The sequence below is a fragment of the Endozoicomonas sp. genome, from assembly GCF_031844845.1.
GTDB lineage: Bacteria > Pseudomonadota > Gammaproteobacteria > Pseudomonadales > Endozoicomonadaceae > Endozoicomonas.
This window is the reverse complement of the sequence record NZ_JAVRMB020000227.1, coordinates 1-19,139: the sequence shown is the minus strand read 5'-3', so window position 1 is coordinate 19,139 and position 19,139 is coordinate 1. Positions and strand designations below refer to the sequence as shown.

Genomic DNA, 19,139 nt, shown 5'->3' with positions numbered 1-19,139 from the left:
AGAGCGTGCCCGCCCGGACTCAGCTGAAATAATCCACACTGCCTCTTGGCCTTTCACCAGAGTTCTGAGCTGTAATACAGCGAGTGTCAAACCAAGGAATCATGAATGAATATTCTCAAGCTGCTTGAAGACAAAGTCATCAAAGCGCTTATTGCTGCGGGTGCACCAGAAGGCACCCCGGCCATGGTTCGCCCCGGTGCACGAGCCAATTTTGGTGATTATCAGTGCAACGCCGTAATGGCTGCTGCGAAAAAAATGGGCATGAACCCACGAGAGCTGGCGCAGAAAGTGATCGACCAGCTGGATCTTGCAGGAATTGCCAGCAAGACAGAGATCGCCGGACCGGGCTTTATCAATATTTACCTTGATCCTCAATGGCTGGCTGGCACTGTGCAGTCCGTGGTAAAAGATCCCCGTGCCGGTGTCGCAGAAACCCTCGAAAAGCAAACGGTTATCGTGGATTACTCCGCTCCTAATGTGGCCAAGGAGATGCACGTCGGGCATCTCCGTTCAACGATTATCGGAGACGCCACCGCCAGAACGCTGGAATTTCTTGGACATAAAGTGATTCGCCAGAACCACCTTGGCGACTGGGGCACCCAGTTCGGCATGCTGATCACCCACCTGGAAGAGCTGGAAAAAGAGAGCCAGGAAGCCATGAGCATGGAGCTCTCCGACCTGGAAACATTCTACCGGGAAGCCAAAAAACATTTTGATGACAACCCGGACTTCGCGACACGGGCCAGAAGCTATGTGGTTCGGCTTCAGGCGGGGGATGAATACTGCCTGAAACTGTGGAAAAAACTGGTAGATATCACGCTGTCACACAACCATGACACTTATGGTCGCCTGAATGTATCCCTGACTGAAGCGGATGTTATGGGTGAGAGCGCATACAACGACAGCCTCCCGGTCATCATTAAACGGCTGGATGAGAAAGGGCTCCTGAGCGAAGACAACGGTGCCAAAGTTGTCTTTCTGGATGAGTTCAAAAACAAAAATGGCGACCCGATGGGTGTCATTGTCGAGAAATCCGGCGGCGGCTTCCTTTATACCACCACCGATCTGGCCGCCATTCGTCACCGCTGCCACACCCTGAACGCAGATCGCGTTCTCTATTACGTGGATGCCCGTCAGGGACAGCATTTTGAGCAGGTATTTAGCATTGCCCGCAAGGCTGGCTTTGCGTCTGATCATGTCTCTCTGGAACACCACGCTTTCGGGATGATGCTGGGCAAAGATGGCAAGCCCTTTAAAACCCGTGCTGGCACTACCATCAAACTGGCGGATCTGCTGGATGAAGCGGAAGAGCGTGCTGCGGCGGTTATTGCCAGTAAGTCCGGCGATCTCTCTGAAGAACAGAAGGTCAACGTAATCCGTTCTGTCGCCATTGGTTCAGTAAAATACGCCGATCTGTCCAAGAACCGTACCAGCGACTATGTCTTTGACTGGGATAATATGCTGGCCTTTGAAGGCAATACTGCACCTTATCTGCTCTATGCCTACACACGGATTATGAGCATCTTCCGTAAGGCAGGCATCAGCGAGTCTGATCTTACTGGCGATATCATCATCGAGAATGATGCCGAGCGGGAACTGGCTTTGCAGCTATGTCGCTTCAGCGAGACCATTGATTCCGTTGCCAGAGAAGGCCTGCCACATCAATTGTGTGCTTATCTGTATGAAATCTCAGGCGCCTTTATGAAGTTCTACGAGGCCTGCCCGGTTAACAAGGAAGGGGTTGCTGAAGAAATCCGCAACAGCCGCCTTCAAATCTGCGCCCTGACCGCCAGAACTCTGAAACTGGGTCTGGGCCTGTTGGGTATAGAAACCGTCGAGCAGATGTAGATGTTTGATATTGGAAATTCTCCGGCCCTTTCACCTGAGTGACAGGGCTGGATCAATTACCAAGCAGTTTTTTTGCGAACATACTTTGCAGCGTCTTAACCTCATTATCCATTGTATCCATCAAAGCACTGCCTTGATCAATCAGGCTTTTTATCTTTTTATGCTCCCCCTGAATTTCATGATAAAGCTTATCTTTCAATTTTTTAGCCATCCGCAAACTCTTTGTTTTTTGATCAAGCTGTTCACCAAAACCGTTCATTGTCTGAACATAAGCATTGAATGCCTGCTCATATTTTTTATATAGACTTCGTGCCTGATTATTTTTTTCAGCCAGATTTTGCTTCACCGATTCCAGATTCAAAGATTTTCTCTTCTTATCAATAAACCCATGAGGAAATCGTTGTTTAATGCTCGCTATCTCCGCATAAACCTTCTTAAGCTCCCTGCCAATATCTGATTTGAATGTATGTTTCAGCGATAAATCCTTTTCAACGACTTCAAGCTTCCCGACTAATTCAGACACATCCCTACTAATTGAGTCATTACCAGAAGACATAAAACCCGTTAAATGTTTACGAACCTCATCAACATTTTCTGTTAATTTTCTCACTCGCTTCTCGTAATGCTCATGAATCAAATCAGCGCGCTGACCACAACTTTGAGTCTCTCCTACAAGAAAACAGGCAATACCACAATCCTGGTCGATTTGTTCACGGAGCAGCTGCACTCGATCTTTGAATGCCTGAACATCTCCACAGCCAAATTTTGGGCGGGGTTGAACATCCTTCAGTTTCAATGTATTCGGACTCAACCTCTGGTAATCTGCAATAATAATCGGATTATCCCGGGATATATTCTGTAATTTACTAAGATCCTGATCTGCCTCTAACGGCTTCCCTTTAAAATAAAGCTTCGTTTTACCATGGTTGAATCCACTCCATTCTAAAAGGGATTTTACGGATATTTCCTGTGCATTTTCAGTATTGCTGACCGTCGGTCCATTTTGCAGAGGCACATAAACAGAAACTCTGCCGTCAGCTCCGGGCGCATCCTGACGCGAATTTTCTCCAGACAATAAAATTGTCCGGTATTTAGCGCTTCCCAGGTGCAGAAACGTGAAGGAACGAGCATTATTAAACTTCTCCGCTTCCAGTTTAAATTTATCCGTCACCCACATTTTCGTTTTATCCTTATGCAAAATCCCACGAAGGATAGCTTCCAGATTTTTACGGTAAGGAGTGGAAAGGGGAGTGGAAGCCGGTAAATGAGAATCATAAATAATATCCCCAGATGTGGTTTCAAAGCCTGACAAAGCACCTTCCGGTGCGTTTGTGGCAAACCGCGCCGCATCAACGATATTTTTATTTTCTGAATAAAAGCGAAGTTTTCCTGTCGCACATTGATACATCACACACCCAAGACTGTAAAGATCAAACTTGTCAGGAGACAGTTCCACCTGAAGCGTCGATTCGTTCAGAGGCTTATTTGAGCCTCTCAATTCATCAATCCGCCCCAAACACACCGGGGACAAGTAGATTTCTGTACCTTTGATACTGGTACACACATCTTTTGTTTCATCGGTCAATTTAATCTTTTTGGCCGCATCAAAATCAGCTAATTTATAAATCTCTTCCTGATTGTTAATATCTATAAGGATATTTGCCGGTTTGATATCACGATGATAAAAATTTTGCTCATGCATATAAATCATCGCACTGGAAACCCCCTCAAAAACTTTCAGACAGTCTCTTTGAGAAAGGCCAAAATAATTTTCAGGTTTTTCCAGTTTCTGTCCAAGGGTACCCCCATTACAATAAGCCATTACCAGGTAGTCAGTAATACCAATTTTATCGAGATTTCTTTGACACTGTTCATCAACCCTTCCCCTGAAGATATATCTAACAATATTCCTGTGTTCCAGTGTTTTTAAGGCGTGAACTTCATAAGGTAATCTTTCATTCACAGCGCCTCTGTAAAACTTAACGGCAACTTCCTCAGGTGGACTATTAACCACCTGCCGGGCTCCAAAACAAACAAGAGCAACTGATCCCTGACCCAGAACTTTGCCTATTGTTATATCTTGTGATAACTTCCAGGGAGAATTTCCTCCCGCATGAGCTGTACTATACATAATCAACACTCCCTGAATTCAAAATTTAATCAAATAATTGTTTTTTCTTATTTTCTGATTTCTATTTAACTCTTAGACAAAGAGACAAAGGGAATTCATAAAGATTCAATTAACTACATGTCAAAATGTCAAAATGTTAAAATGTAACTGCTCAAAAAGTACTGGCAAACTATAGTGCAATATCCCTAAGGCTCTGTCATATCAAGGATGATGTACTATTGTTTTTCATTTTCACCAGTGGTTTTTGAGCACTTACGTTAAAATGACATCATATATTTTCTCAATTATGGCCCGTACAGGGTTTGGCAGTTGCCTGAACAGCAAATAACTATGTACTTATATTGAACAATACTGCCATTTCTATTGAATTAAGTAGGTGACCCTTTTCTATTGAATATTTTGACCATTGGCTAATAAATAAGTTCAAACTCTTTTATAACCAATACATCAACCGTCGAGGTATTCCCGAGTTTTTCAGCAATAAATGTTGAAACGCAAACAATCACCCATTTTTTAAATAGCAGCGATCCTGTCGCTACGCCTTGGTATAGCTGGAGATAATCGGTTAATCAAATAAACATAACTGTACGTACAGTCAGTTTATCCGAAAGCAAAGTTCCTCCTACTTAAGACAGTTGAAATAACCAGAAATAATTGTCAAACATCCAACATAAAAGTAACCGGGCCATCATTAAGCAGAGAGACTTTCATATCCGCTCCAAACCGGCCTGTAGCTACCTCCTGATGCAACCCTCGGGCCCTTTCAACGAAGTAGTTATAAAGCCTTTCCCCCTGAGCGGGAGAGGCCCCGGAGCTGAAGCCGGGCCGCAGCCCTTTACGGGTATCGGCCACCAGGGTGAACTGGGAAACCACCAACAATCCACCACCCACCTCTTTCAGCCCAAGATTCATCTTGCCCTGCTCATCACTGAAAATTCGATATTTCAGCACTTTATCCAGAAGTTTATCCGCCAGGACTGAATCATCCTTTTTTTCCACACCCAGCAGCAAAAGAATGCCCGGGCCAATTTCACCAACGGTTTCCCCATCCACCACAACGCTGGCATGCTTTACACGCTGAATCAGGCCTTTCATCTATATATCTCGAATAAATTATGGTGCCAATCGGCGGGCAAATTCATCAGTTGCTCTGACCAGGGCATCCACAATCCCGGGCTCACAGGAGGCATGTCCGGCATCACGAATAATCTGCAGATCCGCTTCCGGCCAATGGTCCGCCAGAGCCTGTGCATTATCCAGTGGGCAGATCATGTCATAGCGTCCATGCACAATCACGCCGGGAATCATGGCAATAAGATTCATTTTCTCAATAATCTGATTGGGCTTAATAAACGATGCATGCCTGAAATAGTGACACTCTATACGGGACAGGGATAATGCCAGGTGAGGGTCCGCAAAGTGATCCACCAACTCATGATTTGGCCTGAGGGTAGCAACATTTCCTTCCCACAGGGACCAGTGCTTGGCAGCATTCATCCTTGCCAGCTCATTCTCACCAAACAATTGCTGATAATAAGCTTCCAGCAAATCGCCTCGCTCATCTTCAGCAATCGGCTCTAAAAAGTGCGCCCAGTGATCGGGAAACACCCTGCAGGCGCCCTCTTTATAAAGCCAGTCAAGATCTTGTTGCCGGGAAAGAAAAATACCTCTGACAACCAGACCAGACACTTGTTTTGGATGAGCCTGAGCATAAAGCAGAGACAGCGTTGAGCCCCATGAGCCGCCAAATACCAGCCATTGATCCACACCCAGCGTCTTGCGAATCAGCTCAATGTCTTCAACAAGCAGCCCGGTATTATTCTGCTCCAGCTCTGCATGAGGCCTGGATCGACCACAACCTCGCTGGTCAAAAAGAATAATTCGATACTTTTCCGGGTCAAAGAAACAACGGTCCCGCTCTGTACAACCTGCACCAGGGCCGCCATGCACAAACAGGACAGGTATACCATCCTGCGTGCCGCATTCCTCAACATAAATCTCATGAACATCATCGACTTTCAGGAATTGAGAACGGTAGGGTTTGATGGCGGGATACAGAGTGCGCATGGACAATCCTTTCAGGAAAACACCAGAACAATGCCCTTACCTTAACCTTAAACCGTTACTGCAGCAAAGTGCTTATCCGTACTTTAGAGAGCCACCATTGGAACCAATGCACAAACCGCAGGTCTCAGCATTATCGGACGAAATCCCTGCCTGAACGATATGAGCTAACCAGCTAAGGAATTGTCCCGAAATAAGTTCCATTTGTTAAGGCCGCTGCCCGCAAAAGCACAAGTGGCTCTGGATTTTTCGGACGGCGGGCAGCGTTCGTTGAAATGGCCAAGTTATTTAAGGACGGTTCCTAAGCCGTGAGGCTCCCTGACACCGGCTACCCAGCACCAAAAAGACCATGAAGACAAAGACAATATGAATCATTTTTTAACAAGAGCAAATAAGGCAGTATCGTTTGTACTCACCAGTTTAATCGCAGTACAGGCTTTTGCTTACCAATATTTTTCTTCAGAAGATCAAGCCACTATTCAGCAATGGATAAATCAGGCTGATTTTACAACCTACTCAGCCGTTAACCAGAAGCCTTCCCTTCATGACTTACCGCCTGATACCCTGTTCACCTTACAAGCCCTGCATGAGTCTCGCCCCGAACAGTTTTATCGCTACCTTGCCCGGCTCATCATTAGATCGCAGTTAAGCGACTCGGAACTGACCCACCTTCTTAAATCAAAATTTGATTTAAATACAACCCAGAATCATGTCTTCGAAACATTCATCATAGAAAAGAATGAAATTGATTTGGGCGATTGGTTAAATCGTTATATGGAAATGAAAAGACTTCTTGGCCGTGATGAAAGATTTTATTCAGACTTATTCCAGCTATTAACCACAGAGGTTACCAGCAGTATTCAGAATTGCTCTGAAATATCCATGCTTGAGCACATTAATGGTATAAAAGAAAAACGGCGAGCCATTCTCCAATGCATAGTTCAAGCCGTAAACGTGAACATTGCTGATATTGATATCAGTCCAAACAGGGTAACCTCTTCAAGAATATTCGGTCCACAGCCAATAAGCCCTGATAAATTTTTACCATCACCAACCACCATGGAAGACAGTGAACATCATTTCACAGAAATACTGGACGTTTTCAATGACCCTCAGATAAAGCCGGTTATTTTACTGACCTCACCATTAGAAAAAGGCTTTATTGCGCCACTGGTAAAAAAAACCAGACATACCTCACAAAAGATCGGCTCCCCACCATCCATTAAGAACACCAGGGCCAATAAAATTAATAAATCTACTCCAAAAAGGAACGTACCCCGCAAATCGAAGAAAGGTAATCACACAACATTTTTGAAGTCAGAACCCCCGTACTGGCCCGTGTCCTGGATTGAGCCCTGGATTAAATCCCCGGGATACTCTATTGCTGCGTGGACGGTCGCTGGTATAGCGGTCACTCTTTTCGTTGCCTACTTCCCTTACCCGGCAAATCCTTTTCTGTAAAAAAAATGCCCCACCCGAAAACCGGATGGGGCAAATTTTCAACACTAAGTACTAAGAATTACTTGGAACGGCTGGCACGCTTACGCTCGTGTTCCTTCAGGAACTTTTTGCGAATACGGATATTATGCGGCGTCACTTCCACCAGTTCATCATCATCAATGAACTCCAGAGCCTGCTCCAGAGAGTGGCGAACCGGCGGCGTCAGAATGATGTTCTCATCGGTACCCGCTGCCCGCACGTTGGTCAGCTGCTTGGCCTTGGTCGGGTTGACCGTCAGATCGTTATCACGGCTGTGCAGCCCAATAACCTGACCTTCATAAACATCGACGTTAGGATTGACAAACAACCGGCCACGCTCCTGCAAAGTAAACAGGGAGTAACCCAGCACCTTACCATTGGCCATGGAGATCATAACGCCATTATTGCGTTGGCCGACGTCACCACCTTTCACTTCGCCATAATGATCAAAGATCGAGGTCATAATACCGCCACCTGACGTCATGGTCAGGAACTGCGAACGAAAACCAATAAGGCCACGGGCAGGCATAACAAAGTCCAGACGCACACGACCTTTACCATCCGGCACCATATTTTGCAGCTCAGCACGACGCAGGCCAAGTGCTTCCATCAGCGCCCCCTGGTGCTGTTCTTCAACATCCACCACGACGTGTTCGAAGGGCTCCTGCTTAACGCCATCAATTTCCTTCACCACCACCTGAGGGCGGGAAACGGCCAGCTCAAAACCTTCACGACGCATGGATTCAATCAGCACCGACAGGTGCAATTCACCCCGACCGGAAACCTTGAACTTATCCCCATCTTCACCGGGCTCAACACGCAGTGCAACGTTGTGGATCAACTCACGCTCAAGACGCTCGCGGATATTACGGGAAGTAACGAACTTACCGTCTTGACCAGCGAACGGAGAATCATTCACCTGGAAGGTCATGCTCACCGTTGGTTCATCCACCATCAGGGGAGGTAGCATTTCAGGACGTTCAGGATCACACAGCGTGTCGGAAATGTTCAGTTTATCGATACCGGTGATGCAGACAATGTCGCCAGCACGGGCTTCTTCAACCTCAATACGCTCCAGACCCAGATGGCCCATGACCTTCTGAACTTTGGTCTTGCGCTGTTTGTTGTGCATATCCACCAGCACGATCTGCTGGCCCGGCTTCAGCCTGCCCCGGGAAATACGACCAACACCGATAACACCCACATAGCTGTTGTAATCCAGGGCACTGATCTGCATCTGGAAAGGACCGTCCACATCAACCACGGGTGCAGGAACACGCTCGGTGATCATTTCAAACAGCGGCGTCATATCGTCTGCCAGATCATCAGGATCAAGGCCTGCAACACCATTAAGGGCTGACGCATAAATAACCGGGAAGTCCAGCTGTTCATCCGTAGCACCCAGACGATCGAACAGATCAAACACCTGATCCATAACCCAGTCAGGACGAGCGCCGGGACGATCCACCTTGTTGATCACCAGAATCGGGTTCAAACCCTGTTCAAAAGCCTTCTGGGTAACAAAACGGGTTTGTGGCATAGGACCGTCAACGGCATCCACCAGCAGCAGAACCGAGTCAACCATGGAAAGCACACGTTCAACTTCACCACCGAAATCAGCGTGTCCCGGGGTATCCACTATATTAATGTGGAAGTCGCGCCACTCGATGGCCGTGTTCTTGGCCAGGATGGTAATCCCGCGCTCTCTTTCCTGATCGTTGGAATCCATGATGCGCTCAGCACCCTGATCTTTCCGGCCTAAAGTTCCAGACTGTTGCAACAGCTTGTCCACCAGAGTGGTCTTACCATGGTCAACGTGGGCAATAATGGCGATGTTCCGCAGTTTTTCGATCACTGTATCATTCTCTCAATTCATCCTCCTGCGACAAAAACGAACACCGTTTTTGTAAATACCTTGCCAGAAATCCAGGGGGATCTATCTATTTATGTGGCGTGTTTTTCAGCAATTTTCCAACAGACTAGCCTATAGCTCAATGTTTCGGGGAGATGATTGACGCTATGGCTAATTGCTATGTTCTATCAAAAAGGGGCGCAATCTTAACCTATACCGACCAAAACCCCTACGCCAGAATGTACTAATTGAACATTTTTTTTCCCTGAGTTTCCGCAGCCTGATAAGCAGAGCTGCTATTTTTTGTGAAGGCTGTCCTGACAAGAACTGGAAATCACTGCGTAAAAAGGCTTTTTACATGGCCGGTTTCACTGCTATCCTCGCCGGTTCATTTTTATTTTTTTATGGAAATGCCGACCAAGACTGACTTCCTCACGACTACATACTGTTACGGGAAGCGTTACAGGAAACGGCACTTTCTGCTCATGGCTGCTTCGGCCATAAACCGGACAAAGATCCTATATCATGTCAGAACACATACGCCCTACTGCTCGCTCTGGCAGTGCTGGCAGTCTGCAGATCTATCTTCGGCTGCTGAGTTATGTAAAACCCTATTCAGGGTATTTTGCCCTGAGCCTTTTGGGTCTGGGAGTATTCGCCCTGACTCAGCCCGCCTTCGCAAAGCTGCTTGAATACTTTGTTCAGGCCCTGGAAGGCGAGGAAGTTAACATCCTGCAAAACTGGAGCTGGTTTGCGCAGCTCGAGATTTCACCACAATGGCTAATTCCCGGTTTAATGATTCTGATCGCCATTGTCCGTGGTATCGGTTCCTATCTGGGCAACTACTATATTTCCAAAGTCGCAACCTCTGTCATTCACGACCTTCGAACCCTGATGTTCGAACGGATGATCAATTTGCCAAACACGTTCTTCGACAACAACAACTCCGGCCATCTGATTGCCCGCATTACCTACAACGTCAGCCTCGTAACATCCGCCGCCACCAGCGCTATAAAAGTCGCTGCCCGGGAAGGTCTTTCTGTTATTTTTCTACTGGGTTTCCTGTTTTACACCAACTGGAAAATGACCCTGATTTTTATTGCGGCGTTTCCATTTATTGCCCTGGTGGTCTCTTACGCCAGCAATCGATTCCGCAGAATCAGCAGAAATATTCAAGATTCCATGGGGGACCTGACCCATGTCACCTCCGAAAGCATTAATGGCTATCAGGAGGTCAGGAGCTTTGGTGGTGAAGGCTATGAATGCCATCGCTTCAACTCAGCCAGTGCGGCAAACACCCGGCAAAACCTGAAACTGGCAAAAGCGGATTCTGTTCATACGCCGGTATTGCAGTTCATTGTCTCTATTGCCCTGGCACTGCTGCTATTTATGGTGCTGTGGATCAAAGGTGATGCGTCTACCGCTGCCCTGGTGGGTTATGTCACTGCCGCTGCCCTGCTGCCAAAACCGATCCGACAGCTCAGTGAGGTTAATTCCAATATCCAGAAAGGTATCGCCGCTGCAGAAAGTATTTTCGCGATGGTGGACGAAACACCGGAAACCAATAATGGTCAGCATCAGGTCAGCCGGGTAACCGGTCTGGTGGAATTTAAACAGGTTGGCTTTACCTATGCGAGTTCTCAATCACCGGCATTGGCTGACATCAATTTCACCATAGAGCCGGGTCAGACTTATGCACTGGTAGGACGTTCCGGCTCCGGTAAAAGTACCCTGGCAGCTCTGATCCCCCGGTTTTACAATCTCACAGAAGGTGACATCCTGATCGACGGCGTTCCTCTGGACACCTTTGAACTCAGAAACCTTCGCAGTCATATTGCACTGGTCAGCCAAAACATCACGCTGTTTAATGACACCGTTGCCAGAAATATCGCCTACGGGGCACTGGCTGATAGCAAAGATGAAGAAGATATCCGTCTGGCTGCCGATGCGGCTCACGCCTCAGAGTTTATCAAGGGTATGTCAAATGGTATCCACACCATGGTCGGTGAAGACGGCGTTCTCCTTTCCGGTGGTCAGCGCCAGCGTCTGGCCATTGCCCGGGCGGTTCTGAAAGATGCGCCCATCCTTATTCTTGACGAAGCCACCTCTGCGCTGGATACCGAATCCGAACGCCATATTCAGGCAGCCCTGAATAACATCATGAAAGACCGCACCACGCTGGTTATCGCCCATCGTCTCTCGACCATCGAAAACGCCGACTGTATTCTGGTAATGGAGCAGGGTCGAATTATTGAGAGAGGCACTCATACAGAACTACTGGCAAAAGGTGAGCATTACGCCAGGCTTCATAAATTGCAGTTTCAGGATGAACAACCGGTCATACTTGGACAGGTGTAAACGGTTACTTTACCAATAGTTTTTTCGAGAATCACGCCCGTGGCAAGGCCCGTGGCAAGAACAGCAGAAAATTGATTCTTTTCAATTTCAAGTGGGCGAAATGGTACTGATGCAGTGCCATTTCACTCCGGAAAGGACCAAAATCTGTATGTAATTTTTAACTTTACGAAACTTTATCAACCTGCCATTGTCTTTATGTACAGGCAATAATGTAAAAGACATTCAGCCCAAGATCCCTCTATTCAACTCAGGTTATTAGTATGGGTAATGGCATTATCCCCACGGGAAGCACAGATAGTTCATTTCAGTCATCAGCCAATGGGGTACTACCGACTTTATCAGGTGACCTGGTACGAAATACTAAATTAATGGGCAAGCGTGTTCGGGTTGAAACCAATCATGAAACTTGCCTTGTGAATCAAGCTCTATCGATTGAAAAAAATTTAAAAACTGAACTAAAACACCAGAAAATCGAGAAACTACCTCACGTATCAAGAAACACTTTTCACCAGCTCAACCTGACAAAACTGGCTGAAAAACTGGCTGAAAAACTGGGAATAAACCGCATTCCAGATCTTATTAAACAGGCTTTGGGTGCCACTGCTTCAGAGGACATACAGGTAATCTGCCAAACAGATTTCCATACCTCGACCGTGCATGTGACCTGTCAGGCTGGTAGCAGAATTTCAATAGAAAATATAACGGATCAATCGGGTATCCATCATATCACAGTGCAGGTAACCAGCCCGGACAGTGATAATTTAACAGTACATCAGACTTGCCAACTGGCAGCATTAGCAATGCCTGTAACGACTATACATCCACAGGCAGACGCTTCCAGGGTAGACAGCAGCAGTCCCGAACATAAAAAAATACCGGAACAACCTGCCCCTGAAAAAATATTACCAACCCCTGTTTTTTTGGAAAGCCTGAAACCTTCAGAAACTATTGGCAGGGTAACAACCGTCAAGTGTTTATCTGATCAACGGGTAGCCATTGGTTATAGCAGGGGGCAAGTCCTTATCTGGAATATCAACAATGCTGACAACCCGCCCCCAATCTCCCTTAAACATTATGATGATGGCATTCGGAACGAAGCGTCTGTGGGGGACGTGCAACAAATTAAAGAACTATCAGGCCACCGTTTAGTCACTGTTTCAGAAAGGAGAGTGAGGGTCTGGGATATGCAATCATCCTCACCCCATCTCCTGAAAACCATACACACCCCTCTCTATACCAAAGATTCTAACCATTCCAGCTTCACTAAAATTTCACAGAACCGTATAACTTTCGTCACTGATGGGGTTATTCAATGCCTTAACCTGGAAGAAGGATCCGAAGGTGAACGGTTGACTGAAACAAAGACAAAAGTTTTCCCCTCTTTTCTTGATAAAGAAAACTGGGAACAACAAGGCAACAAACTGGACCGGGAACTTATTACACTGGTAAAACAATGGTTCAAATGCTCCGATAACGGAGCCATAGAAATCATCAACAACAATAAAAACAATTTCGCTATCAAAACAATACTGACATTGCGCAATGGAGACGCTGCCACAATAAAAACATTACATATTAATAACGTTACATCAGACCTGACGAAACATAATTCAATGCCTTTAATTTTCGTTTGTCTTGAGATCTATGGCTTAACCAATGATCATGCAGAACTAAAATACCACGATACTATTCCAACTCGTCAATCCTCCTTTAAGATGGCTTTGAATATGTCGGAAACTGACCATATAGCAGTCATTAGCGATAATAAAATATACCTGTGGAATGGCAGTTCCATGTCAGATTCACCGCGTATTCTGCGTGGTCATACATCCTATGCCTTCAGGCTCATTGAGCTGGCCAATGGTTTATTTGCCAGCCTTTCTCACAACGAAGTGTTGATCTGGGATTTGAAAGACCCGACATACCCCTGCCTGGCTGAATTGAAAGAACGAACCAGCGGATTTTATGATCTTCGCCAGTTATCCAATGAGCTGATTGTTACCACCAGCACCAATGGAACCGTTAATACCTGGGATCTTTCAGATCGGCAACCACCGGATAACCCATTAAGCAATGGCACTGACAGGTTCAGGCTGAATCCAGAGAAGCCTCTACCACTGTCACCTATCGGTTCACTGCCCCCCCCCTCTGGAACTGAAAATTTAAAGGACTTTTCGGTCTGGGATGAGGCGTTATGGGACTGTTCTGCTGATGGAAAGGCTTACCTTCTGAAAAAACAAGATGGAGCCGTCGCCGTCTATGACTTATTCCCTCCCCCCATCTCACGTTCAGGAAATTAAGAAATAGAGTATGCTGCACTGCCTGGCCATTCTGTGATAAAAAAGCCCTGGACGGCGATCAAACTCACAAAGGAAATATAGGGTGCAGGCACCACAGAAAAGGCTTTTTTTCTTTGCCCTTGGGGCTGGGGTACTGATTTTCGTTCTGGCGGTACTTAACCGGCAATCGCCCCCCCTTAATCCGGCCACCGATCGAGCGGTACCTGTCAGGGCAACCGCTTTAGAAAGGAAAGCCATTGCCCCACTGATTTCAGGCTTTGGCCGGGTTCAGCCCAAGATAGAATGGAAAGCCGTGGCAGAGACCAGTGGCAAGGTTATTTATCGCCATCCCGATCTTGAAAAAGGCCGAATTCTCAAGGCCGGAGAAACCCTGCTCAACATTGACCCCCAGGACTATCAACTGCAACTGGCCCGAGCCCGGGCCGAGCTGAATGCCAGCAAAGCGCAACTGGCAAAACTCAATCTGGAAGAGAAGAACCTGCAAGCGTCGCTTAAAATAGAAGAGCAACGATTAACACTGGTTGAGAAGGAACTGACCCGCAAAGAGCAACTGCTGAATAAAAACGTCCTGTCCCAATCCGATATTGACCAGCAACGCCTTAGTTTTCTTGCCCAGCAAAGCCAGGTGTTAAACCTGAAAAACCAGCTGAACCTGGTTCCGGATAACCGCAGTGCCAGTGAAGCTCAGGTTAAGGTTAATCAGTCAACCGTTGCAGAAGCGCAAAGACTACTCAGTAAAACCACCATCACTTTGCCTTTCACCGCCCGAGTGGCCAGTGTCGACTTTGAGGTGGGTGAAGCCGTCAACCAACAACAACAGCTGGCGATGCTTCATGGCATCAGCACCATGGAGGTTGAAGCCCAGGTTCCCCTGCACGAAATAAAAACACTGCTGAACAGCATCACTTTTTCTGCCGCCCGTCAAAACGACTACTCACAACTAAGCCCGGAACAATTCAACCTGAACGCCCATATCATTTTCAGCAGTGGTAACTACCGGGCAGAACGGGCAGCCCGCGTCGTCAGAATCAGTGAAACCATCGATCCAAACCAGGGCACCGTCGGAGTGATTCTGGAGATAGAACAGGATGTGAAAAACATGCTGAACCGCCATCAGGTTCCACTGGCTAATGGTCTGTTTGTGGAAGCCATCATCGAAGGATTACCACACCCGCAACTATTGGTTCCTGAAGCAGCTCTGCACGGTAATACCCTTTATTTGCTGGATGACCAGAACAAACTGCAAACGACCTCTGTTAACGTCCTGTTCCGACGGGATGGCATTGCTGTTATTGAGAGTGTTATTGAGAGTGTTATTGGGAGTGTTATTGAGAGTGCCATTGATGCCGACATTCAGCCGGGAAGAATGGTGATCACCACCGATGTGGTACCGGCCATTGAAGGTATGCAACTGAAACTGGTCACAGAACCATTCACAAAAGAAACGGGGGCTACCCCGTGATCCGCTACTTTCTGAAACACCCCACGGCAGCCAACCTGTTGATGGCCGCACTGCTGATTGCCGGCATTCTATCGCTACCGGACATCAAACGGGAAACCTTCCCTGAGTTCAGCCCCCGCTATATATCGGCCACCGTCGTTTACCCCGGCGCTACCCCCGAAGAAGTCGAAGAAAGTCTCTGCCTGCGCATGGAAGATGCCATCGATGGTTTAGGCCAGATTGAGGAAGCAAAATGTCAGGCCCAGGAAGGCTCAGGGTCCATGAGCATCAAGCTCGACAAACAGGCTGACATGGGCAAAATGCTGGTGGATGTCCAGACCCGGATCAACGCCATCAATGACTTCCCCGGTGAAATTGAATCGCCGATCGTGCAGGAACTGGACTGGGCTGAACGGGTAGTGGATGTCGCCATTACCGCTAATACCAGTCTGCCCCACCTGAAAGCCTATGCCGAAGATGTGAAGAAACGGATGAAGGTGGATGCCGGGCTACCCCTGGTTTCCCTCAACAACTTCTCAGACCATCAGCTTCGGGTCGAACTCAGGGAATCCAGCCTGCGCCAGCTGGGACTGACCGTTTCAGACATCGCCAGCAAACTGGCTCGCCAGAACATCAAACTGCCCAGTGGTAATATTGAAACTCAAGATAAAAACCTGCTGATTCGCTTTGATGAGCGGAAAGTGACGCCGGCAACCCTGGGCAAAACTATTATTGCATCGTCGTCAACCGGAGGGATGATCCGGCTGGCGGATATTGCCACCATAACCGATCGCTTCGAGCTGGATGAGAACCGAATCCGGTTTAATCAACAACCGGCAGCAATTCTGACCATCAGTAAAAACAAGGCAGATGACGCATTACGGATTAAAAGCCTGGTAGAAACCTTTGTTAAAGAGGAACAGGCCCGCGCCCCTGATGGCATTACCCTGACCATGACCAGTGATTTGTCATCGGTACTCTGGGATCGACTGACCATGATGGCACGTAATGGCGGACAGGGTATCCTGCTGGTATTTGGTGTTATGTGGCTGTTTTTCTCCCTCCGCTATTCCTTCTGGGTAGCGGCAGGTCTGCCGGTGGCGTTTCTGGGTAGCATAATGCTGATGTCCCAGCTGGGAATATCCATCAATATTATCTCTCTGGTGGCATTGCTGATGGCCATCGGGATTATGATGGATGATGCCATTGTTATTTCAGAATCCATCGCCGCCCATATTGACCGAGGCATGGAAATCGATGATGCCGTGCTGGCCGGTGTGAAAAAAGTGTTACCCGGCGTCGTATCCTCTTACCTGACCACCGTCTGCATTTTTGGCAGCCTGTTGTTTCTGGAAGGCCAGATGGGAGCCGTGCTGAAAGTTATTCCCCAGGTACTGATTCTGGTATTAACCCTGAGCCTGATGGAAGCCTTTCTGATCCTGCCTCACCATCTTGCTCACTCGCTTCATAAAAAAAAGGCCAGTGACCGGCAGCCACTGGCCTTTAAACAGCAATTCCTTGACCGATTCGAGCGGTTCAGAAATGGCACTCTGGTTAACGCCGTTAGCAAGGTCATTGAATGGCGCTACCTGTTTATTGGCAGTGTACTGTCACTGCTATTAGCCTCTATTGCCCTGATTGTCAGCGGCGCTGTTTATTTTATCGGTTTTCCGGAAGTGGATGGCGACCAGGCGGAAGTAAGAATTATCCTCCCCCCGGGTTCGACACTGAATCAAACAACATTCGTCGTCAATAAAGTGGTGGCCAGCGCAGAAAAGCTGAATCAGCAGTTTTCTGCAAACAACGAAGATGGTCAACCACTGATAGAAAACATAGCCGAGCGATACAACTTTAACCCGGACGCCAGCGAAAGCGGCCCCCATATCGCCACCGTCAAAGTGGATCTTCGCTCCGCCGAATTACGTAACACGTTACTGGACGATTTTCTCAATGCCTGGCGCAAAGAGGTGGGTGAGTTGCCCGAGCTTATCGCCCTGGTGTTTACCGAGGGTTCCTTTGGCCCTTCCGGACGAGCCATTGAAGTCCGGGTTCAGCATCAGAACCTGGAAACCCTGAAAGCCGCCTCTCTGGATATTCAGTCGTTCCTTGGCACCTTCGATGGCGTCAGTAACCTGATGGATGATATGCGCCGGGGTAAGGAGGAAGTAGTGATCAGCCTGCGTCCGGGAGCAGAGAGTTTCGGTGTTGATGGCCAGCTGATCGCCAGCCAGTTACGGGGCACTTATTTTGGCCAGACCGCCGATGAAATCCAGGTGGGCCCGGAAAATCTGAAAATACAGGTGCAAATGGACAGCCGGGATATCAGCAGTCTGGATAACCTGACGAATTTACCGGTGATTCTCTCCGATGGCAGCCAGGCGCCACTGGCCACCATTGCTATTCTGGAATATCAGCGCAACTTTGTTCGTATCCAGCGAATCAATGGCCTGCGCACCCTGACCATTACCGGGGACGTTGATCAGAATAAAGCCAGTGCCCGCCAGATAAACGACAAACTGCGTCGGGAATTGCTGCCAACCCTGAAGGCATCGTACCCGGGCATTCGCTTTGGTTTTGAGGGCGAGGTCAAGGAGAACGCCAAAACCAGCAACTCCATGACCAAAGGATTTATGCTCGGATTATTTGGCATCTTTGCCATCCTGAGCTTCCAGTTCCGCAACTACTTTGAACCGTTTGTGGTGATGCTGGCCATACCGCTGGCGTTGATTGGTGTGATCTGGGGGCACTTCCTGCTGGGATATTCTCTGAGCATGCCCAGTATCATGGGCTTTGTTTCCCTGGCCGGGATTGTGGTCAACGACTCCATCCTGCTGGTGCAATATATACGACACCATATTGATGCAGGAGAAAGCATTCATCAGTCGGTGGTTATGGCCAGCCGGGATCGTTTCAGAGCGGTATTCCTGACATCAGTGACCACGGCCGTTGGCCTGTTGCCACTGTTGCTGGAACGCAGCCTGCAGGCTCAGGTAGTTCAGCCGCTGGTGATCTCTATCGTATTTGGAATATTTGCTTCGACGCTGATGGTGTTGTTTGTAATCCCGGCCGCCTACGCGATTCTGGCGGATTTTGGGGTGGTGAAAAGTCAGCGATAATCAGCCATTAGTCATCCGTTAAAACAGGCTTTAACCCTGTAAACCACAGAGACCACTACTTGCCTGTAGCCATCCACACGAAAAAAAGCCCCTACCGAGTGGTAGAGGCTGGGTGCCGGTTAACCGACGATGCCTGCGATGAGGCGGAGTGCGCTTTGATCTTTCTCGCGCTGATCTTCCAGACGCAATAATAAGAAATAGTAAGAAATAGGACAGCCATAATATTAAAATCAAGAAATTAAAGAAATAGGACAGCCATAATATTAAAATCAAGAAATAGCAATCCAAGAAATAGCAAGAAATAGGACAGCCATAATATTAAAATCTAAGAAATAGGACAGCCATAATATTAAAATCAAGAAATAGGACAGCCATAATATTAAAATCCAATAAACTCTGATAAAGAAATTAAAGAAATAGGACAGCCATAATATTAAAATCCAATAAACCCTGATTGGCTATAAAAACTGACAAATCAATCATCATCAGTATTAACCATCCCTGAATCCAAGTGATGCAGACAATACTCTTGAGGGTAAATCCAGCTTTT

General features: G+C 47.4%; 10 protein-coding genes. 6 read left to right on the top strand and 4 right to left on the bottom strand.

The features are described 5' to 3' along the window. Positions 1-105 precede the first annotated feature (105 nt). Positions 106-1,848: an arginine--tRNA ligase gene (argS, locus tag RM811_RS11930; RefSeq protein ID WP_402524441.1), complete on the top strand. Its 1,743-nt coding sequence runs from the start codon at positions 106-108 to the stop codon at positions 1,846-1,848. 52 nt (positions 1,849-1,900) lie between these two features. Here the strand turns inward: argS and RM811_RS11925 are convergent, their stop codons facing one another. The 3 genes from RM811_RS11925 to pip all read right to left on the bottom strand — a co-directional run bounded on the left by RM811_RS11925 (position 1,901) and on the right by pip (position 6,046). Further along, positions 1,901-3,979 (bottom strand): protein kinase domain-containing protein, encoded by a 2,079-nt coding sequence (locus RM811_RS11925; RefSeq protein ID WP_402524439.1) that lies wholly within the window; start codon positions 3,977-3,979, stop codon positions 1,901-1,903. Positions 3,980-4,636: 657 nt separating this feature from the next. Next, positions 4,637-5,074, bottom strand: a complete 438-nt coding sequence (dtd, locus tag RM811_RS11920; protein WP_402524437.1) for a D-aminoacyl-tRNA deacylase — start codon at positions 5,072-5,074, stop codon at positions 4,637-4,639. Between the two features lie 18 nt (positions 5,075-5,092). After that, positions 5,093-6,046, bottom strand: coding sequence for a prolyl aminopeptidase (gene pip, locus RM811_RS11915; protein ID WP_402524434.1), 954 nt, complete (start codon positions 6,044-6,046; stop codon positions 5,093-5,095). Positions 6,047-6,409: 363 nt separating this feature from the next. On the opposite strand from pip, the gene RM811_RS11910 reads away from it, so the two are divergent. Continuing rightward, on the top strand, positions 6,410-7,504 hold the full coding sequence (locus RM811_RS11910; protein WP_402524432.1) for a hypothetical protein: 1,095 nt from the start codon (positions 6,410-6,412) through the stop codon (positions 7,502-7,504). A gap of 58 nt (positions 7,505-7,562) precedes the next feature. Here RM811_RS11910 and typA read toward each other — a convergent pair whose 3' ends face one another. Next, on the bottom strand, positions 7,563-9,377 hold the full coding sequence (typA, locus tag RM811_RS11905) for a translational GTPase TypA (RefSeq protein WP_402524429.1): 1,815 nt from the start codon (positions 9,375-9,377) through the stop codon (positions 7,563-7,565). A gap of 522 nt (positions 9,378-9,899) precedes the next feature. On the opposite strand from typA, the gene msbA reads away from it, so the two are divergent. The 4 genes from msbA (at position 9,900) to RM811_RS11885 (ending at position 18,589) form a co-directional block, all read left to right on the top strand. After that, positions 9,900-11,732, top strand: coding sequence for a lipid A export permease/ATP-binding protein MsbA (gene msbA / locus RM811_RS11900; protein WP_402524427.1), 1,833 nt, complete (start codon positions 9,900-9,902; stop codon positions 11,730-11,732). A 260-nt stretch (positions 11,733-11,992) separates the two neighbouring features. After that, entirely contained in the window at positions 11,993-14,032 is a 2,040-nt protein-coding gene (locus RM811_RS11895) for a hypothetical protein (protein WP_402524424.1), read from the top strand. 82 nt (positions 14,033-14,114) lie between these two features. Beyond that, positions 14,115-15,494: an efflux RND transporter periplasmic adaptor subunit gene (locus tag RM811_RS11890; RefSeq protein WP_402524422.1), complete on the top strand. Its 1,380-nt coding sequence runs from the start codon at positions 14,115-14,117 to the stop codon at positions 15,492-15,494. Then, positions 15,491-18,589: an efflux RND transporter permease subunit gene (locus RM811_RS11885; RefSeq protein WP_402524419.1), complete on the top strand. Its 3,099-nt coding sequence runs from the start codon at positions 15,491-15,493 to the stop codon at positions 18,587-18,589. The genes RM811_RS11890 and RM811_RS11885 overlap by 4 nt, the downstream gene beginning before the upstream one ends. The last annotated feature ends 550 nt before the right edge of the window (positions 18,590-19,139 follow it).

Bases quoted from the DNA above. Each gene is read 5' to 3' on its own strand.
- argS (WP_402524441.1), top strand. From the start codon at position 106: ATGAATATTCTCAAGCTGCTTGAAGACAAAGTCATCAAAGCGCTTATT.
- RM811_RS11925 (WP_402524439.1), bottom strand. From the start codon at position 3,979: ATGTATAGTACAGCTCATGCGGGAGGAAATTCTCCCTGGAAGTTATCA.
- dtd (WP_402524437.1), bottom strand. From the start codon at position 5,074: ATGAAAGGCCTGATTCAGCGTGTAAAGCATGCCAGCGTTGTGGTGGAT.
- pip (WP_402524434.1), bottom strand. From the start codon at position 6,046: ATGCGCACTCTGTATCCCGCCATCAAACCCTACCGTTCTCAATTCCTG.
- RM811_RS11910 (WP_402524432.1), top strand. From the start codon at position 6,410: ATGAATCATTTTTTAACAAGAGCAAATAAGGCAGTATCGTTTGTACTC.
- msbA (WP_402524427.1), top strand. From the start codon at position 9,900: ATGTCAGAACACATACGCCCTACTGCTCGCTCTGGCAGTGCTGGCAGT.
- RM811_RS11895 (WP_402524424.1), top strand. From the start codon at position 11,993: ATGGGTAATGGCATTATCCCCACGGGAAGCACAGATAGTTCATTTCAG.